The organism is Spirillospora sp. NPDC048911 (genome assembly GCF_043198015.1).
GTDB lineage: Bacteria > Actinomycetota > Actinomycetes > Streptosporangiales > Streptosporangiaceae > Spirillospora.
In genome coordinates this window covers 724,072-749,057 of sequence record NZ_JBICUD010000005.1, presented here as the reverse complement: position 1 = coordinate 749,057, position 24,986 = coordinate 724,072, and the positions used below count along the sequence as shown (strand labels likewise).

The window sequence follows — 24,986 nt, the reverse complement described above, 5'->3', positions numbered from 1 at the left end:
CGCTCTGTCGAATTCATTCAGCGGGTCAATGCTGAGCGGTGGGGGCTCGGTGAGGCAGGGTGGGGTTGTGATCGTGGGTGTGGGGATCGATGTTGTGGACATCGCTCGGTTCGAGCGGTCGCTGGCGCGGACGCCGGGGTTGTTGACGCGGTTGTTCACCGAGGGGGAGCGGGGGTTGCCGGGGCGGTCGCTGGCGGCGAGGTTCGCGGCCAAGGAGGCGCTGGCCAAGGCTCTGGGTGCGCCTCGCGGGTTGTTGTGGACTGATGCTGAGGTGCGGCGGGAGGAGAGTGGGCGGCCTGTCTTGTGTGTCTCTGGGACCGTGGCGGCGGCTGCGGCTGAGCGGGGGGTAAGGCGGTGGCATGTCTCGCTTAGTCATGACGGGGGTATCGCCACGGCGGTCGTGATCGCTGAAGGGGAGATCGGATGAGGTACGCGCACGAGGTCGGCAAGGTGCGGGCTGCTGAGCAGGCCCTGATGGCGCGGGTGCCGGAGGGCACGTTGATGCAGCGGGCCGCGGCTGGGCTGGCTGCTGTGTGTGTTCGGTTGCTGCCGCGGGTTTATGGGGCTGACGTTGTGCTGCTCGTGGGGGGCGGCGACAACGGGGGCGATGCGCTTTTTGCGGGGGCGCGGCTCGCGAGGCGGGGGGCGAGGGTGACCGCGGTGGCGGCGGGTTCGAAGGTCCATGAGGCGGGGCTGGCTGCTTTGCGGGGGGCTGGGGGGCGGTTGGGGGATGCTTCGATCGAGGACGCCGATCTGGTGATTGACGGGCTGACCGGAATCGGGGGGACGGGGGGTCTCCGGGAGCCTTATGCGGTGTTGGCTCGGCGGGCTTCGGAGGCTCGGCTCGTGGTGGCCTGTGACGTGCCTAGTGGTGTCGACGCCAGTACTGGGTGTGTGGAGGGCGATGCTGTCCGGGCCGATGTGACGGTCACGTTTGGGACGTATAAGCCGGGGTTGTTGATTGATCCCGGGGCCGCGTTCTGTGGGGTTGTGGAGCTGGTCGATATCGGGCTCGATCTGCCTGATCCGGATGTGGTCGCTGCTTGGTCGGGGGATGTCCGGCCGCCTGAGGCCGGGCCGGAGTCCGACAAGTACCGGCGGGGCGTGGTCGGGATCCTGGCCGGGAGCGATGCGTTCACCGGGGCTGCTGTCTTGAGTACGGGTGGGGCCGTGCACGGGGGCGCGGGGATGGTCCGGTTCGCCTCGGTGCCGCATGCCGTGGAGGTCGTGAGGCATCGGTGGCCCGAGGTCGTGACGGCTGAGATTCAGCCTGGGGATGGCCTGGAAAAAGTCGGGCGGGTGCAGGCCTGGGTCGTGGGACCGGGGCTGGGCACGGGCGCGGATGGTGAGGCGCTGGTCGAGGCTGTTCTGAGGACGGATCTTCCCGCGCTGGTGGACGCGGACGGGTTGACGATCCTGGCGCGGCGCAAGGATCTGCTGCGACGAGAGGCGCCCACCGTCCTCACACCGCACGCGGGGGAGCTGTCCCGGTTGATCGGGGTCGAGCGAGGCCTCATCGAGGCGCGGCGGCTGGAGCATGTCCGGCGGGCGGCGGCCGAGCTTTCCGCGGTGGTGCTGTTGAAGGGGTCGACGACGCTCGTCGCCGAGGAGGATCGGCCGGTGCGGGTCAATCCCACTGGGACGCCGCGCCTTGCCACGGCGGGGACGGGAGATGTGCTGTCGGGGCTGATCGGCGCCTTGCTGGCCGGTGGGATGCAGGCTCTGGACGCCGCTACGGCCGGGGCCTATCTGCACGGGCTCGCCGCGCGGCACGCTTCGGAGGGTTCGGCGCCGATCAGCGCGTTCGATGTCGTCACCGCCCTGCCCGATGCCTTCCGGATGAACCTGGCGGGGAGCGACCGCGTCCAAGGGGGATAAGGCGTTCACGGGGAACAGTGGCCATCCACGGCCGCCGGACCGGCACACTGGGTGACTATGAGGAGTCCAGCGCAGGCGCGCATCGATCTCGCCGCCATCAGGCACAACGTCTCGCTGCTGCGGGAACGGGCCGGTGGCGTCGACGTCATGGCCATGATCAAGGCCGAGGCGTACGGTCACGGTCTGGTGCCCGCCGCCCAGGCCGCGCTGGCGGGCGGGGCCACCTGGCTGGGCGTCGCCAAGCTCGCCGAGGCGCTGGAGCTGCGGCGGGCCGGGGTGACCGCGCGGACGATGGTCTGCCTGGGCGTGCCGGGCGAGCCGTACGACGAGGCGATCGCGCTGGACGTCGATCTGACCGCGAACGTCCCCTGGCTGGTCGAGGAGATCGCCGCGGCGGCCGAACGGGCCGGACGGCCGGCGAGGATTCACCTTGAGGCCGACACCGGGATGGGCCGCGGCGGGGCGACGGCGGCGGACTGGTCCGCGCTCGTGGACGCGGCGCTCAAGGCCGAGGCCGCCGGGCACCTGCGGGTCGTGGGGCTCTATTCGCACTTCGCGTGCGCCGACGAGCCCGGCCACCCCTCGGTCGCGCGCCAGCTCGGGGTCTTCAAGGAGCTCGTCGAGCACGCGGAGAAGACGGGCGTCCGGCCCGAGGTCAGGCACCTCTCCAACTCGGCCGCCATCCTGACCCTGCCGGAGGCCCGCTTCGATCTTGTGCGGCCGGGCATCGCCATGTACGGGCTGACGCCCGTGCCGCAGATCGGGACGTTCGGGCTCCGGCCGGCCATGACGCTCACCGCGGATGCCGCCCTGGTGAAGCGGGTCCCGGCGGGCAGCGGCGTCTCGTACGGCCACACCTACGTCACCGACCGGGAGACGACCCTGGCGCTGGTGCCGGCCGGGTACGGCGACGGGATCCCGCGGCACGGTTCGAGCCTGCTGGAGGTGTTCGCGGGCGGCGCGCGCCGCCGGATCGCCGGGCGGGTGTGCATGGACCAGTTCGTCATCGACCTGGGGGACGACACCCTGTCCGCCGGGGACGAGATCATCTTGTTCGGCCCGGGGGACCGGGGCGAGCCGACCGCCCAGGACTGGGCGGACGCGCTCGGCACGATCTCGTATGAGATCGTCACCCGCATCGGGTCCCGGGTGCCCAGGGTGTACGAGGGCGGCGTTTCCGAGACGTGACGGGCAGGTCACGGGGGTCTGGGGGTCGCACCCCGAAAGGCAGGCAAGGCAGACGATGAACAGCAAGAACAGGCGCAGGATCGGCGTCGTCGGCGCCGTGGCGGGCGTCGGCGCGGCCGGCGTGGGAGCCGCGGTCGGGCTGCGGCACCTGGCGGTCGGCCGGGTCCGGCTGCGCCCCGACCCGGACGCGGGCGAGCCGTTCGGCGAGCTGCGCGGCCGGGGGCTGACGGTGCTGGCCGACGACGGCCTGCCGCTGCACGTCGAGATCGACGGGCCGGACGACGCGCCGCTGACCGTGGTGTTCTGCCACGGCTACACGCTCAACCAGGACGCGTGGCACTACCAGCGACGCGATCTCGCGGCCAAGGGCGTCAAGCCGCGGATGGTCTTCTGGGACCAGCGCAGCCACGGCCGGTCCGGCCGCAGCAAGCCCACGCACGCCACGATCGACCAGACCGGCGCCGACCTGCACGCGGTGCTGCGCGCGACGGTCCGCCCGAACGAACCGGTGATCCTCGTCGGGCACTCCATGGGCGGCATGTCGATCATGGCGCTGGCGGCGGCGCATCCGGATCTTTTCGGGAGCCAGATCAAGGCCGTGGCGCTGGTCAACACGTCCTCCGGGGACCTCGCCGAGATGACGCTGGGCCTGCCGCTGGTGCTGGCCAAGGTGATCCGGCCGCTGGCCCCGTCGACCCTGCGCGGCCTCGGCCGCCGCGCGGCGCTCGTGGACCGGGCACGCGGGTACGGGTCCGACATCGCCTTCATGGTCACCCGCAAGATGGCGTTCGCCGACAAGTACGTCAGCCCGACCGTGGTCGACTTCCTCGAGCAGATGATCAGGACGACCCCGATCGACGTGATCGCGGAGTTCTACCCGGCGCTGATCTCGCACGACAAGTCGGCCGCGCTGGAGACGATCGGCCGCGTCCCCGCACTCGTCCTGGTCGGCGGCGAAGACCGGCTGACGCCCGCCGCGCACGGCCGCCGCATCGCCGAGCTGCATCCCGACGCCGAGCTGGTCGAGGTGGGCGACGCCGGCCATGTGCTGCCGCTCGAATACCCGGGCGTGGTCACCGGCGGGCTGCGCCGCCTGATCGAACGGGTCCTGCCCCGACGCGAGGAGCGCACCGCGTGAGCGAGCCGTTGAACGTGGCCGTGCCCACCGCCGCGGACATGCGGGAGCTGGGGCTCCGGCTGGCCGGGCTGGTCCGGGCCGGCGACCTGCTGGTGCTCACCGGGGACCTCGGGGCCGGCAAGACGACGCTCACGCAGGGGATCGGGGAGGGGCTCAAGGTCCGCGGGCCGATCACCTCGCCGACGTTCGTGATCGCGCGGGTGCATCCCTCGTTGTGCGGCGGGCCGCCGCTGGTGCATGTGGACGCCTACCGGCTGGGCGGGTTCGCCGAACTCGACGATCTTGATCTGGACGCGTCGGTGGCCGAATCGATCACGATCGTGGAATGGGGCGAGGGCCTCGCCGAGGGGCTGACCGAAGATCGGCTAGAAGTGATCATTTCTCGGGGGCATGACGAGGGATCCGAGGAACGGTCGGTGCGCATCACCGGTGTGGGCGAGCGATGGGCCCACCTGGGGGACGATCTGGCCTGATGCGGCCTCGGGATCTCTGAGAAACCCTCGCAATTTTCCGTAAGTGGGACAGGGCCACTTTACGGTTACATGTCGTACTCTTTGCCGGAACGAACCTCACCTTCGCGACACAGAAGATTTCCTCGGGCGGGAGTGGGACCGGTGAGCGGGAATCATCGCAACGGGAATCACCGTGCCGACGGCGCGGACAGCGGGGCCTATCGCCCTGCCGATGTCGGCCCGCGCCCTCCGGCGGGAAGCGGCGGCTACCCGATGCGCGACACCGGCCCTGCCGGGGTTCGTGAGACCGGGCCTGGGGGGATGTACGCCACCGGACCGAACAGCATGGGCGACACCGGCCCCCGCCCGACGCGCGATACCGGGAGTCGCCGGACGGGTAGTGGGAGCCACCGCATCGTCCGGGAGAAGCAGCGGAGCCGCCGCCTGGCCTTCGCCCTGGCGGGCGTGGTGGCCGGCACGGCGGCCTGCGTGCTGGCCGCCGTCGCGATCGTGAGCGGGCTCGGCGTGGGCGCCCGCGAGCAGAGCGGTGGCGAGGTCTCCAACAGCGGCGCGTCCGACAGCACGCCCATGACCAAGGGCGAACGGTCGCTCGTGCCCGACGCGTGCGAGCTGATCGGCGACGAGCTGGCGGGCCGGCTCGCCCCCAAGGCCGACCGCACCCAGGCCGACAACTACCAGAGCAACGACCGGCAGAACCAGTGCGTCTGGGGCGCCTACCTCGGTGACCGCAAGCGCCAGCTGACCGTGGAACTGCGCGCGATCGCCGCGACGGGCGTCCAGGGCCCCACCGACGCCGCCCGCGCCTCCTTCGAGGACGAGCGCAAGGCGGACGAGTCCGGCAAGGCCCTGCTGGCCACCCAGGAGCTGACCGAGAAGCGCCGGCTCACCGATGTCGGCGACGACGGCTATGTCGTTTACAGCAGAAACGACAACCAGGGGTCGGGCGAGGCCATCGCCAACGTCCGCGTCGTCAACGTGCTGGTGACAGTTCACTACTCGGGCTCCAACAAGGGCTCGCCGCTGAGCGCGTCCAACGCCATCGACGGCGCCCTGGAAGCCGCGAAGAGCGCGGTGACCGGCCTCAACGCCGGCTGACCGGGCGCCGCCGCCGGCCGGATCCGCCCCGCCCCGCGAAGGGGACGAGGCCGTGAAAGTGACCGATCGGAAGCACTAAGCTCTTAGTTCGTGCTGGTCTTGGCTTTCGACACCGCGACCGCCGCGGTCACCGTGGCGCTGTACGAGTGGTCTCCGGGCGAGGGGATCGTCGGCCGCGCGGCGACCGAGGCGGTCGATCCGCGTCGGCATACCGAGCTGCTCACCCCTTCGATCGCGGCCGTGCTGGCCGAGGCGGGGGCGGCTCCGGAGGACCTCAGCGCGCTGGCGGTGGGCGTCGGCCCCGGCCCCTACACAGGTCTCCGGGTCGGCCTGGTCACCGCGCGGGCCATGGGCGAGGCACTGCGCGTCCCGGTGCACGGCGTGTGCACGCTGGACGTGATCGCCTGGGCCTCGGGCCGGATGACGCCGTTCGCCGTGGCGACCGACGCCCGGCGCAAGGAGGTCTACTGGGCCCGCTACGACTCGGCGGGCCTCCGCACGACCGAGCCCGCCGTAGGCCCGGCCACCGACGTGCGCGAAGGCGGCCCGGACGATCTGCCGGTGATCGGTGAGGGCGCGGCGCTCTACCCCGACGTGCTGGGCACGCCCGGCCAGGACCCCACGCCGCTGCTGCCCACGGCGACCGCGCTGGCGGAGCTGGCGGTGACCCGCCTGTCGGGCGGCGTCGGGCCCGGGCTGCTTCCGCCTGAGCCGCTCTACCTGCGGCGTCCCGACGCCAAGGAGCCGGGGCCGCGCAAGAAGGTGACGCCCGCGACGCCGCCGAGCCCCGCGTCCCCGCCGAGCCCCGCGTCCCCGCCGAGCCCCGCGTCCCCCACAAGCCCCGCGACGCCGCCGAGCGGAGCGCGGCCATGACGACGTTCCTCCTGCGCGGCATGACCGCCGACGATCTGCCGGCCGTTCTGCGGCTGGAGCACGAGCTGTTCCCCGAGGACGCGTGGAGCGAGGAGATGCTCCGCGGCGAGCTGGCCGACCAGCCGCGCACCCGCCACTACGTGGTCGCCGAAACGGACGGCCGGGAGATCGTCGGCTACGCGGGCCTGTCGGCCGCGGGCGGGCAGGCGGACGTGCAGACCATCGGCGTGCGGGCCGACCGCCGGGGCGCCGGCATCGGGGCCGCGCTGCTCACCGAGCTGCTCGACGAGGCGGTCCGCCGCGCCAGCGAGGCCGTCTTCCTGGAGGTGCGCGCCGACAACGACGCGGCCCGCCGGTTGTACGAGCGGTTCCGCTTCGAGCGCGTCGGCGTTCGCAAGCGTTACTACCAGCCGTCCGATGTGGACGCCATCGTGATGCGGCGTGAGCTCTCAATTGTGCGCCGGGCGCCCGTCGGCTTCTCCCGGGAGCAATCATGATCCGAGACTCCGAGCCCCTCGTGCTGGGCATCGAGACCTCCTGCGACGAGACCGGCGTCGGCGTCGTCCGCGGCCACACGCTGCTGGCCGACTCGATCGCCTCCAGCGTGGAGCAGCACGCCAGGTTCGGCGGCGTCGTGCCGGAGGTGGCGTCGCGCGCCCACCTGGAGGCCATGACGCCCACCGTGGAGCGGGCGCTGGCCGACGCCGGGGTGGCGTTCGCCGACATCGACGCGTTCGCGGTCACCGCGGGTCCGGGGCTGCCGGGCGCGCTGATGGTCGGCGTGGCCGCCGCCAAGGCCTACGCGCTGTCCCTCGGCAAGCCGCTGTACGGCGTCAACCACCTGGCCGCGCACGTGGCCGTCGACCAGCTCGAACACGGCCCGCTGCCCAAGCCGTGCGTGGCCATGCTGGTCTCGGGCGGCCACTCCTCGCTGCTGCTGGTGCCCGACGTGGCCACCGACGTGCGGCCGCTGGGCTCGACCGTGGACGACGCGGCGGGCGAGGCGTTCGACAAGGTCGCCCGGGTCCTGGACCTCGGCTTCCCCGGCGGCCCGGTGATCGACCGGATGGCCCGCGACGGCGATCCGGCCGCGATCGCGTTCCCGCGCGGCAAGTACGCCGACGGTACCTACGACTTCTCGTTCTCCGGCCTCAAGACGGCCGTGGCGCGCTGGGTCGAGGCGAGGGAACGCGCCGGCGAGCCGGTGCCGGTCGCGGACGTGGCCGCCTCGTTCCAGGAGGCCGTGGTCGACGTCCTCACCCACAAGGCGCTGAAGGTCTGCAAGGACAACGGCGTGGACGACCTGCTGATCGGCGGCGGCGTCGCGGCCAACTCCCGGCTGCGGGCCCTCGCCCAGGAACGGTGCGACGCCGCCGGTGTGCGGCTGCGCGTGCCGAGGCCCAAGCTCTGCACCGACAACGGCGCCATGGTGGCCGCGCTGGGCTCGGAGCTGGTCGCCTCAGGGAAGGCCCCGTCCGAGCTCGATCTGCCGGCCGACTCCAGCCTGCCGATCGAGCACGTCATGGTCTAGCGAGCCGGTCTGGCGAGCCGTCTCAGCTAGAGCTCGGCGAGCAGGACGGCCAAGTAGTCCTCGATGAGCGGCACGTGGGCCTCGTCGAGGATCCGGCCGGGCGCCTCCGGCAGCAGGTCGAGCAGGCACCGCACGTCCCAGTACGGGTCGTGCGGGTAGCCGCCGGACACCTGGTCGAACGCCGCCAGGAACCGGTCGGCCACGGGCCTTCCGTAACGCAGCACCAGGCTCAGCCGCATCCGCGCGATGTCGACGGCGATCGGCCCGTACGAGGCGTCCGACCAGTCGACGACGCCGGTGAGCCGCCCGTACGACCACAGCGTGTTGTCCGGCTGGTAGTCGCGGTGGATGAAGCGGGACGGCGCGTCCGGCGCGGGCTTCGACGCGATGTCGTACGCGCGCTGCCACAGCTCGGTGCGGACCGCGTGCCGGGGCGGGGTGCGCAGGGCGAGCCGGTTGTACGGGACGTACGGCGGCATCGTGGACGCGCCGTTCAGCGCGTGCACGCCGAGCAGCGCCGCGGCGAGCTGGATGAGGTATTCGGGCAGGTCGTCGGGGGCCGGCCGGGGCGGGTGCCCGATCAGCCGGGTGATGAGCAGCGCGGGAGCGTCGCAGTAGGCGCCGGCGGGGTCGGCGGCGACCAGGGCGGGGGTCGGGATCTGCGCGCCGGCCAGCAGGGCCAGCGCGGCGATCTCGCGTTCGGGTGAGAAGTCCGGCCCGCCCCCGGCGGGGCGGGCGTCCTGCGGGCCGGCCGGGTCAGGGGGCAGCCAGCGGCGGAGCACGAGCCGGTGGGCGCTGCCCGCGCGGCTCTCGACGAGGAGCGCGTGGTTGACGTGGGCGACGCCGCCCGCCAGGGGGCGGATCATCCTGACCTCGGCGCCCTGGCCGAGGCACTCCTCGACCCAGCGCAGCGTGGTGCGGCTGGGCGGGGCGCCGATCGGAAGGTAGACAGCCGGGCTCTGGGTCACGACATCCATGAAAACGGATTCCGATGGGTATTGAGAGTGATTTTGCGAAGACGGAACGTAACGAAACGCACGTCCTCGCCCTTTCTTGGAGGAAGAATCTCTTCCGTGCCGCCGCCTTGGCGGTCTCTTGACGAAGCGATGAAGGTGGGCGGGGCGCCCGTCTGAGCGCCCCGCCCACCCGTGATCAATGCGGACCGCCGGCGAGGGCGTGTCTCGGCACGTGTTACTCCTTGCCCTCGCGGCGGGGGCGCAGCAGCGCCTCGGCCAGCGCCAGCATGGTCTCCTCCAGCGTCGAGAGCCGCTTGAGGACGTCCTCGTGCACGGCCGTCACCTGCTTGCTGACGTCGTGGTGGACGTTGTCGACCTTCTTGCCGACCTCCTCCTGGACGCCCTCGAACCGCTTGCCGACCTCGGCCTGGACGTCCTTGGCGCGGCGGGTCACCTCGTCGTGCATGCCCTCCACGCGCTTGGCGAACTCCTCCTGGACGCCGCCCACCCGCTTGGAGACGTCCTCGTGGATGCTGTCGACCTGCTTGGTGACGTCCTCGTGGATGTTGTCGATCCGCTTGGAGACGTCGTCGTGCACGCCGGTGACCTGGCGCGAGACCTCGTTGTGCACCGACTCCACCTGCTTGGTGACGTCGATGTGCAGCGACTCGACCCGCCGGGAGACGATGTCCACCTGGGTGGTGAACTCCTCCAGGACGCCGTCGACCTTCTTGGTGACCTCCTCGTGGATGCCCTCGATGCGCTTGCGCACGTCCTCGTGAACGTTCTCGAACCGCTTGGAGAACTCGTCCATCCGCTTGGCGACGTCGCTGTAGGCCGTCTCGGCGATCTGGGACATGGTCGCCTTGACCTCGTCCCGGTCCGGCCGGGCGCGCAACTCCTCGATCAGCGGATTGACCGCGTCGACGAGATGCTTCTCCAGCGCGTCGAAGCGGTCGCTGTGGTCGATCACCGGTCGCTGGGCCAGCTCGCCCAGCTTGCGGTGCAGCTCGGAGATCTCCAGGGTGGCGGGGAGCCGGCCGATCCGGTCGTTGACGCCGTCGATCCGGTCGTCGATGCCCTCGAACCGCCCGTCCAGCCCGTTCAGCTTGCCCGACAGCCCCTCGAGGCGGCCATCGAGCCCGTCCAGACGTCCGTCGAGGCCGTCCAGCCGGCCCCCGACTCCCTCGACCCGGCCGTTGACGGCCTCCAGCCCCTGCTCGACCCGGTCGGCCATCTCGCCCACCGACTGGTCGACCCGGGTGGTGACCCCGTTGATCGAGTGTTCGAGCTTCTCGGCCCGGTGGCCCAGCTCGGCCAGCGACTTGTCGAGCCGGTTGAAACGGACGGAGGCCGCCTCCATGCTGCCCTGGAGCTTGTCCAGGCGCTTGGTCATCTCCTCCATCCGTTGCGACGCCTGCTGGGTGGCGTCGGTGATGTTCTGCGCGGACTCCAGCACCGACTGGAGCCGCGTCAGGCCCTCGTCGACGTTCTCGGCGACGACGCCCACGTCGGCCCAGAGCGCCGGCAACTCGGCGACGGGCTTGACCCGCTCGCCCACCGCCTCGATGTGCTCGGCGAGGCCCTCGGCCCACTCCGGCGGCTTGCTGGTCAGTTCGTCGACCTGCCCGCGCACGTTGTCGAGCTGCCCCGTCAGCCCGTTGAGCTCCCGCTCCCGGACCTCCCGGAGCAGCCACTCCATACCTTCCAGTCGCTGGCGTATCTCATCCAGGACCTGACCCTGTGAGCGCTGTTCATAGACGTGGTCCTGCGCCGCACGGGCGAGCAACTCCCGCATCCGATCCGAGACCGGTTGACCCCCCGTCTGCAGGAAGTTGTGATTCGTTTCCACCCGTTGCTCCTTCGTGTGCCGACGCGGTGAAATAACACGCGGCAATGAATCGTGAGGGGCCAACTGTAGTGCTTCTACAGCGTGCTTATGAGAGGGAGCGGAGAAGATTGCTCGTTCGCTGGAATGGACGTCTTACCCGAGTGGTGCGGAACATCGTCGATCACCATGAGTGCGGCGATTCGGGTGATCTGCTTAATTCCGGCGATGGCGTCCCTCATAGTGCCGTCCGCCGTGCCCGTTGGTGGGGAGCGGCGGCGGCAGCGTGCAGCCGCAGGTCTCCACCAGCTTGACCAGCTCGTATTCGCCTATCAGCACGGCCCGGCAGGACGTGCACTGCTCGATCAGGATGCCGTCGCGCTGGTAGCCGACCATTCCCGCATGGCATTTGGGGCAGTGCATCGCCATCTCCTGATCAAGCGGTGCCGTTTCCCGGCCTGGTCCATACGAGCTTGCCGGTCACCCGCGAACGATAGTCAGCGCAATGCCGGAAAGTGCTCAGTATTTGCTCTGTCATGGCGCGTTGCGCGTGGTCGCTTGGCATTCTCGGGCCGCGCGGAGATCATTGGGATTGATTAAGGGCCCGATGGCTCACCGGGCGCGTCAACAGCGCGATCGGCGCCGCGGCGACCCGGGTCAGAACGAGCGTCATCTCTTTCGCGCCCCTGGGGGCCCGCCGCGCGAAACCGAGGTCGCGCCGGAGCCGGTCGACGTCGACCGCCGAGCCGCGCTTCTTGATCGTGAGGACGCCGACCTCGCGGCGCCGCAGCTCGGCCTTCAGCCGCTTCAGCGAGAACCCCAGGACGTCCTCGATCTCGTAGGCGGCGGCGAACGGGGTCGGGACGAGGTCGTCGGAGGTCACGTAGGCGATCAGCGGGTCGGCGAGCCCGCCGTTCACCCGCGCCGCCACCTCGGCGACCAGATGGGCCCGGATGACGGCCCCGTCCGGCTCGTACAGGTAGCGCCCCCACTCGCGTACGGCCGGATCGCCCAGCCCGGGGTCGGGCGTCAGCGTCTCGACGGACGCCCGGTCCCCCTCTGTGATCAGTTTTTCCTCTGTCATCAGCGTGGCCCGGCGGCGTACGTCCCCGGCGAGGTCACCGAGCCACAGCGCGGCCTCCTTGACCTCACCGCCGACCGAGATCCATTCGGCCTCGGCGCCGGCCGGGACCGCCTCGTGCGGGATGCCGGGCGCCACCTTCACGCAGGCGCCGCCCACCTGTCCCGCCAGCTCCAGCACCGTGTCCAGCGGCGGCTCGTACGACCTGGGGTCGAAGACCCGCCCGCGCGCCGTCCGCCGGCCCGGGTCGGCGAACACCGTCCCGTACCCGCCGGGATCCTCCCGCGTGGCGTCACCCTCGCGGACTGAGGCCAGCTCGCCGAGCCCGAACGCGGCGACGTTCGCCCGCGCCACCGCGGCCGTCAGCGGATCGAGCTCGACCCCCACGCCGCGCAGCCCCGCGCGCGCCCGGGCGATGAGGTCGCCGCCGATCCCGCACCCGAGCTCCAGCGTCGAGGCGGACGAGACCGATGTGGCGAAGCGGCGGGCCCGGTACGCGGCCACGGAGGCTCGGGTGGACTGCTCCAGCCCCGCCGGGGTGAAGTACATCCGGGCGGCGTCCTCGCCGAACTTGGCGCGTGCGCGCTCGCGGAGGCGCACCTGGGTGAGGGCGGCGGCGACGAGGTCGGCGTGATGGTGCTCACGGAGCCGGGAGGCGGTGGTGATGAGCCCGTTCTCGCTGAGGTCCGCGCCCGCCGCCTCCGCCAGAACCGCCTGGCCGGACGGGGTCAGAAGGTTCGAGAACGCCGCGATGTCCATACGGTGGACGGTAGCGCCGCGATGAACACCGGAAGACGCCCCAGGGGTTGACCGTGTTCGTGTTGACGGGTTACCGGCGATTGCATAGTCTCCATGACTGGCACTCTCCACGTGAGAGTGCCAACCACACAGCGACACAAAGGTCGGTCTGGCACCCGCGACGACAGGCCGGTCCAGGGTCGCCTCTTCTGCCACATGCGCGACCGGCCTCGCCGAGGCCGGTCGAGGACACCACGAAGGGGAGGTCAGATCGTGACGACCGCCACCAAGGTTGCTCTCAAGCCGCTTGAGGACCGCATCGTGGTCCAGCCGCTCGAGGCCGAGACCACCACCGCGTCGGGCCTGGTCATTCCCGACACCGCGAAGGAGAAGCCCCAGGAGGGCACCGTCCTCGCGGTGGGCCCGGGACGCGTCGACGACAAGGGCGAGCGCGTGCCGCTCGACGTGTCCGTCGGCGACGTCGTGCTCTACAGCAAGTACGGGGGCACCGAGGTCAAGTACAACAACGAGGAGTACCTCGTGCTCTCGGCTCGCGACGTCCTCGCGATCGTCGAGAAGTAATCACCGAGATGTGATGCGACGCCCCGGATCCGCCCGAAACAGGGGCGGGTCCGGGGCGCTCGCATGACGTGTCTGCCGTACAACGGAGTTTGGGAGTTATCCGTATGGCGAAGATTCTGGAATTCGACGAGGACGCTCGCCGGGCTCTTGAGCGCGGCGTGAACGCCCTCGCGGACGCGGTCAAGGTGACCATCGGCCCGCGCGGCCGCAACGTGGTCATCGACAAGAAGTTCGGCGCGCCGACCATCACCAACGACGGCGTCACCATCGCCCGCGAGGTGGAGCTGGAGGACCCCTACGAGAACCTGGGCGCCCAGCTCGCCAAGGAAGTCGCGACCAAGACCAACGACATCGCCGGTGACGGCACCACCACCGCGACCGTGCTCGCCCAGGCGCTCGTGCGCGAGGGCATCCGCAACGTGGCCGCCGGCGCCTCGCCGCTGAGCCTCAAGCGGGGCATGGACGCGGCGGCGCAGTTCGTGTCCGACCAGCTCCTCAAGTCCGCGCGCGAGATCGAGGAGAAGAGCGACATCGCCGGTGTCGCGACGATCTCCGCGCAGGACGCCAAGATCGGCGAGCTGATCGCCGAGGCGTTCGAGAAGGTCGGCAAGGACGGCGTCATCACCGTCGAGGAGGCCCACACCTTCGGCCTGGAGCTGGAGTTCACCGAGGGCCTGCAGTTCGACAAGGGCTACCTGTCGCCGCACATGGTGACCGACGCCGAGCGCATGGAGGCCGTCCTGGAGGACGCCTACGTGCTGATCGTCGACGGCAAGATCTCCAACGTGCAGGAGTTCCTGCCGCTGGCCGAGAAGGTCGCCCAGACCAAGAAGCCGCTGCTGGTCGTGGCCGAGGACGTCGAGGGCGAGGCCCTGGCGCTGCTCGTGGCCAACAAGATCCGCGGCACCTTCACGTCGGTCGCCGTCAAGGCGCCCGGCTTCGGCGACCGCCGCAAGGCGATGCTCGGCGACATGGCCACCCTCACCGGCGGCCAGGTCGTCAGCGAGGCCATCGGTCTCAAGCTCGACGGCATCGGCCTGGACGACCTCGGCCGGGCCCGCCGGATCACCGTCACCAAGGACGCCACCACGGTCGTCGACGGTGAGGGCTCGCAGGACGAGATCAGCGCCCGGATCAACCAGATCAAGGTCGAGATCGAGAACAGCGACTCCGACTGGGACCGCGAGAAGCTGCAGGAGCGCCTGGCCAAGCTGGCCGGCGGGGTCTGCGTGCTGCGCGTCGGCGCCGCCACCGAGGTGGAGCTGAAGGAGAAGAAGCACCGCCTCGAGGACGCCATCTCGGCGACCCGCGCGGCGATCGAGGAGGGCATCGTGTCCGGCGGCGGCAGCGCCCTGGTGCACGTGGCCAAGGAGGGCTTCGACGCCCTCGGCCTCAGCGGCGACGAGGCCACCGGTGCCGAGGCCCTGCGCCGCGCCCTGGTCGAGCCGGCCCGCTGGATCTCCGAGAACGCCGGCCAGGAGGGCTACGTCGTCGTCTCCAAGGTGCGGGAGCTGCCCGCCGGGCACGGCTACAACGCCGCGACCGGCGAGTACGGCGACCTGGTCGCCCAGGGCGTCATCGACCCGGTGAAGGTGACCCGTTCGGCCGTCACCAACGCCGCGTCGATCGCGGGCATGCTGCTCACCACCGAGGCGCTGGTCGTGGACAAGCCGGAGGAGGCCGACGAGGCCGCCGGCGGCGGTCACGGCCACGGCCACGGGCACGGCCACTGATCAACGGCCAACTGATCGACGGCCGCCGACCACCGGCTCGCCGGTGATCGGCTGAACGATCGGAGCGAAGGCCCCCACCCGTCCGGGTGGGGGCCTTTCGCCTGTGTGCCGAACCGCACGCGGTTGAATGACCGCGTTGTGTCATATCAGAAGGTTCGTCCCCGCACTGTGACCATTCCGTTGTCGTGGACGGGGGAGACAGGCCGGACCCCGCTGGGCATCATGCTTTCGTGACCGAGGGAGCTTTCGCCGGGACCACGACCGCGCGCGCTACCGAGCATTCCGGAGGAAACGCCCCTCCGGCGGCTCCCGACGCCGGACGCGGGGTGCGGGTCGTCCGTTCGGCCGCCGCCGTTCCGGGCCGGGCCGACGAAGGCGACCTCAAGGAGCTGACGAGCCTCGCCGTCCAGGGCGACCCGGGGGCGATCGAGGTGCTCATCGGGCACGTCCGCCCGATGGTGGTCCGCTACTGCCGGGCCCGCCTGGGGCGGGTCTCCGGGCAGTACCACATCGCCGACGACGTGGCCCAGGAGGTGTGCATCGCGGTCCTGTCCGCGCTGCCCCGCTACCGCGACATGGGCCGTCCCTTCGCCTCGTTCGTGTTCGGCATCGCCGCGCACAAGATCGCCGACGCGCTGCGCAGCGCGGTGCGGGCGGCCGTGCCGACCGAGGATCTCCCGGACGGGCCGGACGACCGGCCGGGTCCCGAAGAGACCGTCGTGCGCTACATCGAGGCGCAGCGCGCCCGCGATCTGCTGACCCGCCTGCCCGACCACCAGCGTGAGCTGGTGTTGCTGCGGGTGGTGGCGGGGTTGTCGGCGGAGGAGACCGGTAATGTGCTGGGCATGTCCGCGGGGGCGGTACGCGTCGCGCAGCACCGGGCGCTGGCCCAGCTCCGCGCGATGGCACGAGAGGAGTCGATCGCTTGACGGAGCGGAGCCACGGCGCCCCGGATCCGGCCGAGCCTTCGACGTCCGGCGCGGCCCCGGTGCCCGGGAGCCCGGCGCCGGGAGCGGATCTGGGCGCCGTCCGCCGTACGGACGCCCTCTTCGACGAACTGGCCGCCCGCCGCATTGCCGCCTTTGAGGCCGTGTCACCGTCCAGCGCGCCGGGTGACCGCGCGTCCGGCGATCCCGCCGTCCGCCTGCTGCACGCGCTGGTCGCCGACGTCGACGCCGGTCTGGGCATCGGCCCCGCCACAGGGCCCGACGCGCTGCCGGGCAAGGCCGCCGACCAGGCCACGGACGAGGAGGCGGAGGCACAGGCACAGGCACAGGCAGATCAAGCCGCCGCGGGCACCCGGCGCCGTGGCTCGCGCACGTTCGTCGCCCTCGGCGTCGTGGGCGTCGTCCTCGCCGGCACCGGCGTCGCCGCCGCGGGGGGCGAGTCGGCCGGTCACGCCGCGCCCGCCCCGAAGACGCCCAAGGTCTCCGAGGAGCCGCACGCCGACCGGCTCACGCCCAAGAGCCGCCAGACCGCACCGGACGGCCCGCCCGCCACCACGCCCGGCACCAGGCCCGGGGTCCCGGTCCAGGTACGCCCGGCGGGAAAGGGACCCGATCCCGATCCGGTCCGCAAGCAGATCGAGGACATCAAGGGCAAGCTCGAAGATCTCCTGCCGCCCAGACCCCGTCGCCAGAACCCCGGCGACTGGCCGTTCCGGGAGCCCAAGGCCGACGACGGTGACGACACCCGCAGGAAGCTGGACGACATCCGCAGGCAGGCCCAGAAGCGGCTCGACCGTTACCGCGACCGCCGTGACCGCTGACCGTCTCCACCGCTGACCGGCATGGCCGCTCAGGCCGATGCGCCATGGCCGACGGCCGCCGCGTCAGGGGTCAGCCGTCCTCGCGGCCCTCTTCGCTGTCGATGACGCCGTCGACATAGCCGCGGGCGTACTCCCAGCTCACGTAGTCGACCGGGTCGGGCGCCAGCGCGGGCTCGTGCACGCGGGGCAGGCCCTGGTCGAGCAGGTGCCGCAGGTTGCCGTGCAGCAGGTCCCAGTCGATGTAGTGCAGCTTGCCGCAGTCGCCGCAGTCGACGGTCAGCCCGCGCACGCCGAGGGGTTCGAGGAGGGCCCGGAAGACCTCGAGGTCGGCGAGATCGGCCAGCACGTCCTCGCGTTCCGCCACGCTGAGCGGCGCGATCTCCTCGCCGGGGTCGCCGAGCGACGCCGCCGGGTCCTCGGGATCGCCGGCGAACGGATCGAGCGGGGCATCGTCGTGCACACCCCCACGCTACTGCGCGACGCCCTCCCAAGTGCACCCCCCGCCCCTTCCGAGCGTGAACGGGCCCACGTCATGCCCGTTCCGAATTGCCCCGGAGAAGGATTCTTTGCGGCCGGACGGATGATTCTTTGCGCATTGATGGGGAATTCTGGGGCCCGTGCCCGGCGTTACGGGGTGTCATCAACGCCACGCTTCTCGCGCGCGTAAGCGGCGGGCCCGCGGCCGGCGGACGCCCTACCATGGGAGCAGGCCGCCGTGACCTGCACTGTTCCCCAAGCGCATGCCGCCCACGACTACTGGAAAGGTCGTCATGAACCCCGCAGTCGAGTCCGCGAAGTTCCTCCCGCAGGGCCTGACCTTTGACGATGTGCTGCTGCTGCCGGGCTATTCCGACCTCCAGCCGGGTGAGGCCGACACCACGACCCGGCTCACCCGCAACATCTCGCTGCGCATCCCGCTGGTGTCGGCCGCGATGGACACGGTGACCGAGTCCCGTACCGCGGTCGCGATGGCCCGCCAGGGCGGCATCGGCGTGCTGCACCGCAACATGTCGGTCGAGGAGCAGGCCGCCGAGGCCGACCGGGTCAAGCGCTCCGAGGCCGGGATGATCACCAATCCGGTGACCTGCCTGCCCGACGCCACGCTCGCCGACGTCGAGGAGCTGTGCGCCACCTACCGCATCTCCGGCGTGCCGGTGACCGACGTGCGCGGCGTGCTGGTCGGCATCGTGACCAACCGCGACATGCGCTTCGAGACCGACCACTCGCGCCCGGTGCGCGAGGTCATGACCCCGATGCCGCTGGTGACCGCCCCGGTCGACGTCTCCAAGGACGACGCGTTCACCCTGCTGGCCACCAACAAGATCGAGAAGCTGCCGCTGGTGGACGGCGAGGGCCGGCTGCGCGGGCTCATCACGGTCAAGGACTTCACCAAGAGCGAGCAGTACCCCGACTCCACCAAGGACGCCGATGGCCGGCTGATCGTCGCCGCCGCGGTCGGCGTCGGCGAGGACGCGGTCCGCCGGGCCCAGGCGCTCATCGAGGCGGGCACGGACGTCATCATCGTCGACACCGCGCACGGCCACTCCAAGGGCGTCGCCGACACCATCGCCAAGATCAAGGCGAACGCCCGGGTCGACGTGGTCGGCGGCAACGTCGCCACCTACGCCGGGGCCAAGGCGCTCGCCGAGGCCGGTGCCGACGGCGTCAAGGTCGGCGTCGGGCCCGGCTCCATCTGCACCACCCGCGTCGTCGCGGGCGTGGGCGTTCCGCAGATCACCGCGATCTTCGAGGCGGCCCGCGCGGCCAAGGAGGCCGGCCTGCCGGTCATCGGCGACGGCGGCCTGCAGTACTCCGGCGACATCGCCAAGGCCATCGTGGCCGGCGCCGAAACCGTGATGCTCGGCAGCCTGCTGGCCGGCATCGAGGAGTCCCCCGGCGAGCTGATCTTCGTCCACGGCAAGCAGTACAAGTCGTACCGCGGCATGGGCTCCCTCGGCGCCATGCGCAACCGCGAGCGCGGCGCCTCCTACTCCAAGGACCGCTACGCCCAGGCCGACGTCAGCGCCGAGGAGAAGCTGATCCCCGAGGGCGTCGAGGGCCAGGTGCCCTACCGCGGCCCGCTGGCCAACGTGGCGCACCAGCTCGTCGGCGGCCTCCACCAGTCGATGTGGTACGCCGGGGCGCGCACCATCGCCGAGCTCCAGGAGCACGGCCAGCTCATGCGGATCAGCGCGGCCGGGCTGCGCGAGAGCCACCCGCACGACATCCAGATGACCGTTGAGGCCCCCAACTACCAGGGCCGGTAACCTGACGAGGTCGGCTTTTCCCGCCGTGACCGAAGAACCGGCTTTCCGGTTCGCGGTCACGGCGGAGTCTTGAGAGGAAGCACCAGTGGCTGCTGAGGTGGAGATCGGCCGGGGCAAGAGCGGTCGCCGGGCCTACGCCTTCGACGAGATCGGCATCGTGCCGTCCCGCCGCACGCGTGACCCCGAGGAGGTCAGCGTCGCCTGGCAGATCGACGCCTACCGGTTCGAGATGCCGCTGGTCGTGGCGCCGATGGACAGCGTCGTCAGCCCGGCCACCGCGATCGCGATCGGCGGCCTGGGCGGGCTCGGCGTGCTCGACCTCGAGGGCCTGTGGACCCGGTACGAGAACCCCGAGCCCCTGCTGGCCGAGATCGCCTCGCTGGACGACGCGCGCGCCACCCACCGGCTCCAGGAGATCTACACCGAGCCGATCAAGGAGGAGCTGATCGGCCGCCGGATCGAGGAGATCCGCGAGGCCGGGGTGACGGTCGCGGCGCGGCTGTCGCCGCAGCGCACCGCGCAGTTCCACAAGGCCGTGATCGACGCGGGCGTCGACCTGTTCGTGATCCGCGGCACCACGGTCTCGGCCGAGCACGTCTCCGGTCGGCACGAGCCGCTCAACCTCAAGCAGTTCATCTACGACCTCGACGTCCCGGTGATCGTCGGCGGCTGCTCCACCTACACCGCGGCCCTGCACCTGATGCGCACCGGCGCGGCCGGCGTGCTGGTCGGCTTCGGCGGCGGCTCGGGCCACACGAGCCGCACGGTGCTGGGCGTGGCGGTGCCGATGGCGACCGCCGTCGCCGACGTGGCCGCCGCCCGCCGCGACTACATGGACGAGTCCGGCGGCCGGTACGTGCACGTCATCGCCGACGGCGGCATGACCAACAGCGGCGACATCGCCAAGGCCTTCGCCTGCGGCTCGGACGCGGTCATGGTCGGCTCGCCGTTCGCCCGCTCCACCGAGGCGCCCGGCCGCGGCAACCACTGGGGCAGCGAGGCCCACCACGGCGACGTGCCCCGCGGCACCCGGCTCAACCTGGGCACGATCGGCAGCCTGGAGCAGATCCTGTACGGCCCGTCGCACGTGGCCGACGGCTCGATGAACCTCATCGGCGCGCTGCGCCGCGCGATGGCGACCTCGGGCTACACCGAGCTCAAGGAGTTCCAGCGGGTTCAGGTCGTGGTCGCCCCGCAGGCCCACTGAGGAACCCGCGGGCAACCGAGGGAACCCGCGGGCGACTCAGGGGTGGCCCGCGGACCTGCTGAGGGGGAATGGGTGGCCGCAGGGTAATGGCGTCCCTACTGTTGGGTAGGTAAGGCACGTAACGACCCGACCCGCCTTGGGGGAATCACGATGACGGGATCACCGGTGACCGGCCTGGGCAGCTCGCGCCTCGGCCCGGCGGAACGCGCTGCCGCCCTGGACCGGATGGGCCAGGAGGAGTTCGACGTCGTGGTCGTGGGAGCGGGCATCGTGGGCGCCGGAGCCGCGCTCGACGCCGCGACCCGCGGCCTCTCGGTGGCGGTCGTGGAGGCCCGCGACTTCGCCTCGGGCACGTCGTCGCGCTCGTCCAAGCTCATCCACGGCGGCCTGCGCTACCTGGAGCAGTACAACTTCGACCTCGTCCGGGAGGCGCTGACCGAGCGGGGGCTGCTGCTTCAGCGGATCGCGCCGCATCTGGTCCGCCCCGTCCCGTTCCTTTTGCCGACGACCAAGCGAGTGTGGGAGCGCGGTTATCTCGGTGCCGGCGTGGCGCTGTACGACGCGCTGTCGTTCTCGATGGGCAGCACCCGCGGGGTGCCGCACCACAAGCACCTGACCCGGAAGGGGGCGCTCAAGCTGGCGCCGTCCCTGCGCCGGGACGCCTTCGTTGGAGCGATCCAGTTCTGGGACGCGCAGGTCGACGACGCCCGTTTCGTGTTGATGGCGCTGCGCACGGCCGCCGAGTACGGCGCGCAGATCGCCTCGCGCACCCAGTGCGTGGGCTTCCTGCGCGAGGGTGAACGGGTGACCGGGCTCCGCGTCCGCGACCTCGAGTCCGGCACCACCAGCGAGGTGCGCGCCAAGCAGGTGGTCAACGCCACCGGCGTCTGGACCGACGACATCCAGGAGCTCGTCGGCGGGCGCGGGCAGATCCACGTCCGCGCCTCCAAGGGCATTCACCTGGTGGTGCCGAAGGACCGCATCCACTCGTCCACGGGCATCATCCTGCGCACCGAGAAGTCGGTGCTCTTCGTCATCCCATGGGGACGGCACTGGCTGATCGGCACCACCGACACCGCCTGGAACCTCGACAAGGCGCATCCGGCGGCGTCCCGCGCCGACATCGACTACGTCCTCGAACACGTGAACTCGGTGCTCAACACGCCGCTCACCCACGACGACGTCGAGGGCGTCTACGCGGGCCTGCGGCCGCTCCTGTCCGGCGAGCGCGACGAGACCTCGCAGCTGTCGCGCGAGCACATCGTCGCCCACCCCGTGCCCGGCCTCGTCCTCGTCGCCGGCGGCAAGTTCACCACGTACCGGGTGATGGCCAAGGACGCCATCGACGCGGTCGCGCACGGCCTGGACGGCAAGGTCGCCGAGTCGTGCACCGACCGCGTCCCGCTGGTCGGCGGCGACGGCTTCCAGGCGATGTGGAACGCCCGGCACCGCCTGGCCGCGAAGTCCGGCCTGCACGTGGCGCGCATCGAGCACCTGCTGCGGCGGTACGGGACGCTCGTGGACGACCTGCTGGGGCTGATCAAGGACAAGCCGGACCTGGGCAAGCCGCTGGACGGCGCGGACGACTACCTGCGCGCCGAGATCGTGTACGCGGCGGCGTACGAGGGCGCCCGGCACCTCAACGACGTCCTCGCCCGCCGTACCCGCATCTCGATAGAGGCCTGGGACCGCGGCATCGGCGTCGCGAAGGAGGCCGCCGACCTGCTGGCGCCGGTGCTCGGCTGGTCCAAGAAGCAGACCGACCGCGAGGTGGAGTACTACCGCAAGCGCGTCGAGGCCGAACGCGACTCCCAGAACCAGGAGGGCGACCAGGAGGCCGACGCCAGCCGCCGCGGCGCCCCTGACATCGTGCCCACAGCGACTCCGTAATTTGCTTTCGCGGCCTCGGGTCCTCGCCTGGCGGCTCGGACCCGAACCGCAAAAGCGTGCGAGCGCGACATCGCTTCGCGATCTCTCGTGCAGCTTCGCCTTCGGCTCGCTGCACGACCCGGTCGCGCGCTCGCGTGCGTGGCCAGGGTCCTTTGGGGACAGGACCGAGGCGCCTGAGCCGATTCACGGGCAGAGGCCTCCCGATTCCTGGGAGGCCTCTGCCGTATTCAGGTGGTGGATCAGGTGGTCGGACTGCCGGGGAGGGCGTCTCCTAGGAGGAGGCGCATGCCGGTGGCGTAGAGCTCGGCGGGCGCCCGGTCGGGGTCCAGGAGGTGTTGGAGGGCCAGGCCGAAGTCGAGCGCCATCGCCAGCGCCGCGCGGTCGTGCCGGGAGACGCCGTCGGTCTCGCCGAGCCTCAGCCCGCGGGCGATGGACTCCCTGCGTTCGGCGTACCAGTCGGCGAGGCGCCAGCCCGCGGCGTAGTCGCGCATGCCGTAGAGCCAGAACTCCACCAGCAGCAGCGCGAGCAGCCGCGCGTCCTCCCCGGCGAGCCGGCGCGCGTAGGCCTGCCCGGCCCGCTCGAAACGTTCCTCGAGGGAATGCTCCGGGTCGCGGAGCTCGTCGCAGACGTCGGTGCCGATCCGCTCGTGCGTGTAGCGCTCCAGCAACGCGAGGAGCAGATCGGTCTTGCCCGCGAAATTGGAGTAGACGGCGCCCTTGGTCAGGCCCGCGGCCGACGCGACGTCGTCGAGCGACGCGCCGTGGATGCCGCGCTGCGCCCAGAGCTTCTCGGCGGCGCCGAGCAGAGAGCTCCGGGTGATCTCGCGGCGTTCCTGCCGTCGCCGTGCCTTGGGGGTGTCCTGCCCGCCGCGGCGCGGTGCCGGATGTTGTGGGTCGCTGCCGCCGTTCCCCTGCCCCGTGGGTCCGTTCTCCGGCCCCGGTTCCACCTGGGCATCGATCATGTCGTCGATCTCCTCCTCGCGCGCGGTACCACCGCTCCGAGGCGCGGCAGCGAGACCCCCGGAGCAACGGCGTATTCGACTTCCGCTTTCCGGAATACACCGAGAGGTCATGGTCAATCCGCCGGTTGCGAGAGAAGGACCGAAATGGAACGTTCTTGGTCTTTCCAAGACCCTATTCGTCCGGTAATTCACAGGGCCATTCTGGAATTGCCCTCAGCGGGCGAGCGGGCTGCCGTCGAACTCGCGCAACAGGTGGGCTACGTCGGCATAGACGCGGACGGCCCCCGCCTCGACCAGATCGGTCTCCGGAATGCCTCCGGACAGCACGCCGACGCACCGCACGCCGGCGCGGCCGCACGCTTCGGCGTCCCAGACCGTGTCGCCGACGAACACGGCGTCGCCCGGATCGACCTCGGCCTGGTCGAGGGCCGCCTGGACGATGTCCGGCGCCGGCTTGCTCTCCGCCACGTCGGAGGAGGACGTGGCGAAGTCGATCGCGTCCTCGGCGTCGAGGGCGGCGCGGAGCGCACGCATCTCCGTCGCGGCGGCGGAGCTCGCCAGGACGACCGTGCTGCCGGCCTTCGAGCATTTCCGCAGCAGGTCGGCCGCGTGGTCGAACGGCCGCAGCCGCGTCCAGTACTGGGCGTACAGGGACCGGTGCGCGGCGCGCATCGCGTCGTCCTCGTCCCTGTCGCGCGAGTCCGGCAGGAGGTGATCGAGCAGCTTGTCCGACCCCATGCCGATGGCCCGGTGGATCGCGGCCATCGCGACCGTGTGGTCGTGCTGGTGGAACGCCTCCCACCAGGTCACCGCATGCAGGTAGTTGGTGTCGACCAACGTCCCGTCCACATCGAAGATCACCGCGTGCGACATGCCCGCCTCCTACCCCGCTGAGGGGTGATCAAGCCCGGCCCCGCGCGCCGGGCCGGACGGTAGAGCGGCGACCTGGCGGGAAGGGCCCGGTCATGAGCGATTTCAAGGCACCGATCTCAGGCACCGGGTACGACCAGGTGGCGATCATCACCGGGGCGGACTCCGGGATCGGCAAGGCCACGGCCGTGGCCCTGGCCGAGAGCGGGTTCGACATCGGGATCACCTTCCACTCCGACGAGGAGGGGGCCCGGCGGACCGCGGCCGAGGTGACCGCCAAGGACCGGCGGGCCGCGGTGCGGCAGCACGACCTCACCGAGCCGGTGACGGCCGCGGCGGTCATCGACGAGCTGGCGGACGAGCTCGGGGGCGTGGGCGTGCTGGTCGACAACGCCGGCACCGGGAGCAGCCGCCCGCTGCTGGAGATGGAGTACGACGAGTGGCGTTCGGTGGTGGCGGTCGACCTGGACGGGGCGTTCCTGTGCTCCCGGCAGGCGGCCCGCCGGATGGCCGTCGGCGGGCACGGCGGCCGGATCATCAACGTGACGAGCGTCCACGAGGAGTATCCGCGGGTCGGCGCGGGCCCCTACTGCGCGGCCAAGGGCGGCCTGCGCATGCTCGCCCGGGTGCTGGCGCTGGAGCTGTCGCAGTACGGCATCACCGTCAACACGATCGCGCCGGGCGAGATCGCCACCCCGATGACCGGCCAGGCGGACGAGCCACCGCGACCGGAGAGCCGGGCAGGGTACCCGCTCGCCCGGCCGGGGGACGCGCGCGAGGTGGCGGCCGCGATCGCCTTCCTGGCCAGCCCAGGGGCGTCCTACATCACCGGTGCGTCGCTGTTCGTCGACGGCGCGCTCGGGCTGATGGGACCGCAGGCCGCCGGCGCGCTCGACTCCGCGGGCTGGCGTAAGGGCTGACCCCGCCG

General features: G+C 71.4%; 24 protein-coding genes. 17 read left to right on the top strand and 7 right to left on the bottom strand.

Annotated features, from left to right (window positions below; translation table 11 throughout):
- Positions 1 to 28: 28 nt before the first annotated feature.
- The 9 genes from ACGFNU_RS26260 (at position 29) to tsaD (ending at position 8,176) form a co-directional block, all read left to right on the top strand.
- Entirely contained in the window at positions 29 to 427 is a 399-nt protein-coding gene (locus tag ACGFNU_RS26260; protein WP_392597630.1) for a holo-ACP synthase, read from the top strand.
- Positions 424 to 1,878: an NAD(P)H-hydrate dehydratase gene (locus ACGFNU_RS26255; protein WP_392597628.1), complete on the top strand. Its 1,455-nt coding sequence runs from the start codon at positions 424 to 426 to the stop codon at positions 1,876 to 1,878. Before ACGFNU_RS26260 ends, ACGFNU_RS26255 begins: the two co-directional genes overlap by 4 nt.
- Positions 1,879 to 1,935: 57 nt before the next feature.
- Complete coding sequence (gene alr, locus ACGFNU_RS26250) at positions 1,936 to 3,066, top strand: alanine racemase (RefSeq protein WP_392597626.1); 1,131 nt, start codon at positions 1,936 to 1,938, stop codon at positions 3,064 to 3,066.
- Between the two features lie 55 nt (positions 3,067 to 3,121).
- A complete protein-coding gene (locus tag ACGFNU_RS26245; protein ID WP_392597624.1) occupies positions 3,122 to 4,204 on the top strand; it encodes an alpha/beta fold hydrolase in 1,083 nt (360 codons plus the stop codon).
- Positions 4,205 to 4,242: 38 nt separating this feature from the next.
- On the top strand, positions 4,243 to 4,677 hold the full coding sequence (gene tsaE / locus ACGFNU_RS26240; RefSeq protein ID WP_392597768.1) for a tRNA (adenosine(37)-N6)-threonylcarbamoyltransferase complex ATPase subunit type 1 TsaE: 435 nt from the start codon (positions 4,243 to 4,245) through the stop codon (positions 4,675 to 4,677).
- Positions 4,678 to 4,818: 141 nt separating this feature from the next.
- Entirely contained in the window at positions 4,819 to 5,772 is a 954-nt protein-coding gene (locus ACGFNU_RS26235) for a hypothetical protein (RefSeq protein ID WP_392597622.1), read from the top strand.
- A gap of 90 nt (positions 5,773 to 5,862) precedes the next feature.
- Complete coding sequence (tsaB, locus tag ACGFNU_RS26230; RefSeq protein ID WP_392597620.1) at positions 5,863 to 6,645, top strand: tRNA (adenosine(37)-N6)-threonylcarbamoyltransferase complex dimerization subunit type 1 TsaB; 783 nt, start codon at positions 5,863 to 5,865, stop codon at positions 6,643 to 6,645.
- Complete coding sequence (rimI, locus tag ACGFNU_RS26225; RefSeq protein ID WP_392597618.1) at positions 6,642 to 7,142, top strand: ribosomal protein S18-alanine N-acetyltransferase; 501 nt, start codon at positions 6,642 to 6,644, stop codon at positions 7,140 to 7,142. The genes tsaB and rimI overlap by 4 nt, the downstream gene beginning before the upstream one ends.
- Complete coding sequence (gene tsaD / locus ACGFNU_RS26220) at positions 7,139 to 8,176, top strand: tRNA (adenosine(37)-N6)-threonylcarbamoyltransferase complex transferase subunit TsaD (protein ID WP_392597616.1); 1,038 nt, start codon at positions 7,139 to 7,141, stop codon at positions 8,174 to 8,176. The genes rimI and tsaD overlap by 4 nt, the downstream gene beginning before the upstream one ends.
- 26 nt (positions 8,177 to 8,202) lie before the next feature.
- On the opposite strand, the gene ACGFNU_RS26215 is transcribed toward tsaD, so the two are convergent.
- The 4 genes from ACGFNU_RS26215 to ACGFNU_RS26200 all read right to left on the bottom strand — a co-directional run bounded on the left by ACGFNU_RS26215 (position 8,203) and on the right by ACGFNU_RS26200 (position 12,800).
- Positions 8,203 to 9,153, bottom strand: coding sequence for a phosphotransferase family protein (locus ACGFNU_RS26215; RefSeq protein ID WP_392597614.1), 951 nt, complete (start codon positions 9,151 to 9,153; stop codon positions 8,203 to 8,205).
- Positions 9,154 to 9,367: 214 nt separating this feature from the next.
- The gene (locus tag ACGFNU_RS26210; protein ID WP_392597613.1) at positions 9,368 to 10,984 is read right to left on the bottom strand and encodes a hypothetical protein; all 1,617 of its coding nucleotides are present in this window, start codon (positions 10,982 to 10,984) and stop codon (positions 9,368 to 9,370) included.
- Between the two features lie 192 nt (positions 10,985 to 11,176).
- A complete protein-coding gene (locus ACGFNU_RS26205) occupies positions 11,177 to 11,383 on the bottom strand; it encodes a zf-TFIIB domain-containing protein (RefSeq protein ID WP_392597611.1) in 207 nt (68 codons plus the stop codon).
- A gap of 160 nt (positions 11,384 to 11,543) precedes the next feature.
- Positions 11,544 to 12,800 (bottom strand): SAM-dependent methyltransferase, encoded by a 1,257-nt coding sequence (locus ACGFNU_RS26200; RefSeq protein ID WP_392597610.1) that lies wholly within the window; start codon positions 12,798 to 12,800, stop codon positions 11,544 to 11,546.
- A 249-nt stretch (positions 12,801 to 13,049) separates the two neighbouring features.
- On the opposite strand from ACGFNU_RS26200, the gene groES reads away from it, so the two are divergent.
- The 4 genes from groES (at position 13,050) to ACGFNU_RS26180 (ending at position 16,862) form a co-directional block, all read left to right on the top strand.
- A complete protein-coding gene (gene groES, locus ACGFNU_RS26195; protein WP_392597766.1) occupies positions 13,050 to 13,361 on the top strand; it encodes a co-chaperone GroES in 312 nt (103 codons plus the stop codon).
- A 104-nt stretch (positions 13,362 to 13,465) separates the two neighbouring features.
- A complete protein-coding gene (gene groL, locus ACGFNU_RS26190; RefSeq protein ID WP_392597609.1) occupies positions 13,466 to 15,094 on the top strand; it encodes a chaperonin GroEL in 1,629 nt (542 codons plus the stop codon).
- A 326-nt stretch (positions 15,095 to 15,420) separates the two neighbouring features.
- Positions 15,421 to 16,023 carry a sigma-70 family RNA polymerase sigma factor gene (locus tag ACGFNU_RS26185; protein ID WP_392597765.1) on the top strand — a complete coding sequence of 201 codons (603 nt, stop codon included), beginning with the start codon at positions 15,421 to 15,423 and terminating at the stop codon, positions 16,021 to 16,023.
- Positions 16,020 to 16,862 carry a hypothetical protein gene (locus tag ACGFNU_RS26180; RefSeq protein ID WP_392597607.1) on the top strand — a complete coding sequence of 281 codons (843 nt, stop codon included), beginning with the start codon at positions 16,020 to 16,022 and terminating at the stop codon, positions 16,860 to 16,862. Before ACGFNU_RS26185 ends, ACGFNU_RS26180 begins: the two co-directional genes overlap by 4 nt.
- 70 nt (positions 16,863 to 16,932) lie before the next feature.
- Here ACGFNU_RS26180 and ACGFNU_RS26175 read toward each other — a convergent pair whose 3' ends face one another.
- Complete coding sequence (locus tag ACGFNU_RS26175; RefSeq protein WP_392597606.1) at positions 16,933 to 17,322, bottom strand: DUF5319 domain-containing protein; 390 nt, start codon at positions 17,320 to 17,322, stop codon at positions 16,933 to 16,935.
- A 310-nt stretch (positions 17,323 to 17,632) separates the two neighbouring features.
- Between ACGFNU_RS26175 and guaB the strand changes: the two genes are divergently transcribed.
- The 3 genes from guaB to glpD all read left to right on the top strand — a co-directional run bounded on the left by guaB (position 17,633) and on the right by glpD (position 22,226).
- Positions 17,633 to 19,129, top strand: coding sequence for an IMP dehydrogenase (guaB, locus tag ACGFNU_RS26170; RefSeq protein ID WP_392597605.1), 1,497 nt, complete (start codon positions 17,633 to 17,635; stop codon positions 19,127 to 19,129).
- Between the two features lie 97 nt (positions 19,130 to 19,226).
- The gene (locus ACGFNU_RS26165; protein WP_392597763.1) at positions 19,227 to 20,336 is read left to right on the top strand and encodes a GuaB3 family IMP dehydrogenase-related protein; all 1,110 of its coding nucleotides are present in this window, start codon (positions 19,227 to 19,229) and stop codon (positions 20,334 to 20,336) included.
- A 150-nt stretch (positions 20,337 to 20,486) separates the two neighbouring features.
- On the top strand, positions 20,487 to 22,226 hold the full coding sequence (glpD, locus tag ACGFNU_RS26160; RefSeq protein ID WP_392597604.1) for a glycerol-3-phosphate dehydrogenase: 1,740 nt from the start codon (positions 20,487 to 20,489) through the stop codon (positions 22,224 to 22,226).
- A 239-nt stretch (positions 22,227 to 22,465) separates the two neighbouring features.
- Here glpD and ACGFNU_RS26155 read toward each other — a convergent pair whose 3' ends face one another.
- Together ACGFNU_RS26155 and ACGFNU_RS26150 are read right to left on the bottom strand one after the other, a co-directional pair.
- Positions 22,466 to 23,188 carry a TetR/AcrR family transcriptional regulator gene (locus ACGFNU_RS26155; RefSeq protein WP_392597602.1) on the bottom strand — a complete coding sequence of 241 codons (723 nt, stop codon included), beginning with the start codon at positions 23,186 to 23,188 and terminating at the stop codon, positions 22,466 to 22,468.
- 213 nt (positions 23,189 to 23,401) lie between these two features.
- Positions 23,402 to 24,061, bottom strand: coding sequence for an HAD family hydrolase (locus ACGFNU_RS26150; RefSeq protein ID WP_392597601.1), 660 nt, complete (start codon positions 24,059 to 24,061; stop codon positions 23,402 to 23,404).
- 92 nt (positions 24,062 to 24,153) lie between these two features.
- On the opposite strand from ACGFNU_RS26150, the gene ACGFNU_RS26145 reads away from it, so the two are divergent.
- Positions 24,154 to 24,978, top strand: coding sequence for an SDR family oxidoreductase (locus tag ACGFNU_RS26145; RefSeq protein WP_392597600.1), 825 nt, complete (start codon positions 24,154 to 24,156; stop codon positions 24,976 to 24,978).
- Positions 24,979 to 24,986 lie beyond the last annotated feature (8 nt).

Excerpts from the sequence above, each read along its gene's own strand:
- ACGFNU_RS26205 (WP_392597611.1), bottom strand. The coding sequence starts at position 11,383 with ATGCACTGCCCCAAATGCCATGCGGGAATGGTCGGCTACCAGCGCGAC.
- ACGFNU_RS26145 (WP_392597600.1), top strand. The coding sequence starts at position 24,154 with ATGAGCGATTTCAAGGCACCGATCTCAGGCACCGGGTACGACCAGGTG.
- ACGFNU_RS26255 (WP_392597628.1), top strand. The coding sequence starts at position 424 with ATGAGGTACGCGCACGAGGTCGGCAAGGTGCGGGCTGCTGAGCAGGCC.
- rimI (WP_392597618.1), top strand. The coding sequence starts at position 6,642 with ATGACGACGTTCCTCCTGCGCGGCATGACCGCCGACGATCTGCCGGCC.
- ACGFNU_RS26155 (WP_392597602.1), bottom strand. The coding sequence starts at position 23,188 with ATGATCGATGCCCAGGTGGAACCGGGGCCGGAGAACGGACCCACGGGG.
- guaB (WP_392597605.1), top strand. The coding sequence starts at position 17,633 with ATGAACCCCGCAGTCGAGTCCGCGAAGTTCCTCCCGCAGGGCCTGACC.
- groL (WP_392597609.1), top strand. The coding sequence starts at position 13,466 with ATGGCGAAGATTCTGGAATTCGACGAGGACGCTCGCCGGGCTCTTGAG.
- tsaE (WP_392597768.1), top strand. The coding sequence starts at position 4,243 with ATGCGGGAGCTGGGGCTCCGGCTGGCCGGGCTGGTCCGGGCCGGCGAC.
- tsaD (WP_392597616.1), top strand. The coding sequence starts at position 7,139 with ATGATCCGAGACTCCGAGCCCCTCGTGCTGGGCATCGAGACCTCCTGC.
- glpD (WP_392597604.1), top strand. The coding sequence starts at position 20,487 with ATGACGGGATCACCGGTGACCGGCCTGGGCAGCTCGCGCCTCGGCCCG.
- alr (WP_392597626.1), top strand. The coding sequence starts at position 1,936 with ATGAGGAGTCCAGCGCAGGCGCGCATCGATCTCGCCGCCATCAGGCAC.
- ACGFNU_RS26215 (WP_392597614.1), bottom strand. The coding sequence starts at position 9,153 with ATGGATGTCGTGACCCAGAGCCCGGCTGTCTACCTTCCGATCGGCGCC.
- ACGFNU_RS26245 (WP_392597624.1), top strand. The coding sequence starts at position 3,122 with ATGAACAGCAAGAACAGGCGCAGGATCGGCGTCGTCGGCGCCGTGGCG.
- ACGFNU_RS26260 (WP_392597630.1), top strand. The coding sequence starts at position 29 with ATGCTGAGCGGTGGGGGCTCGGTGAGGCAGGGTGGGGTTGTGATCGTG.
- ACGFNU_RS26150 (WP_392597601.1), bottom strand. The coding sequence starts at position 24,061 with ATGTCGCACGCGGTGATCTTCGATGTGGACGGGACGTTGGTCGACACC.
- ACGFNU_RS26200 (WP_392597610.1), bottom strand. The coding sequence starts at position 12,800 with ATGGACATCGCGGCGTTCTCGAACCTTCTGACCCCGTCCGGCCAGGCG.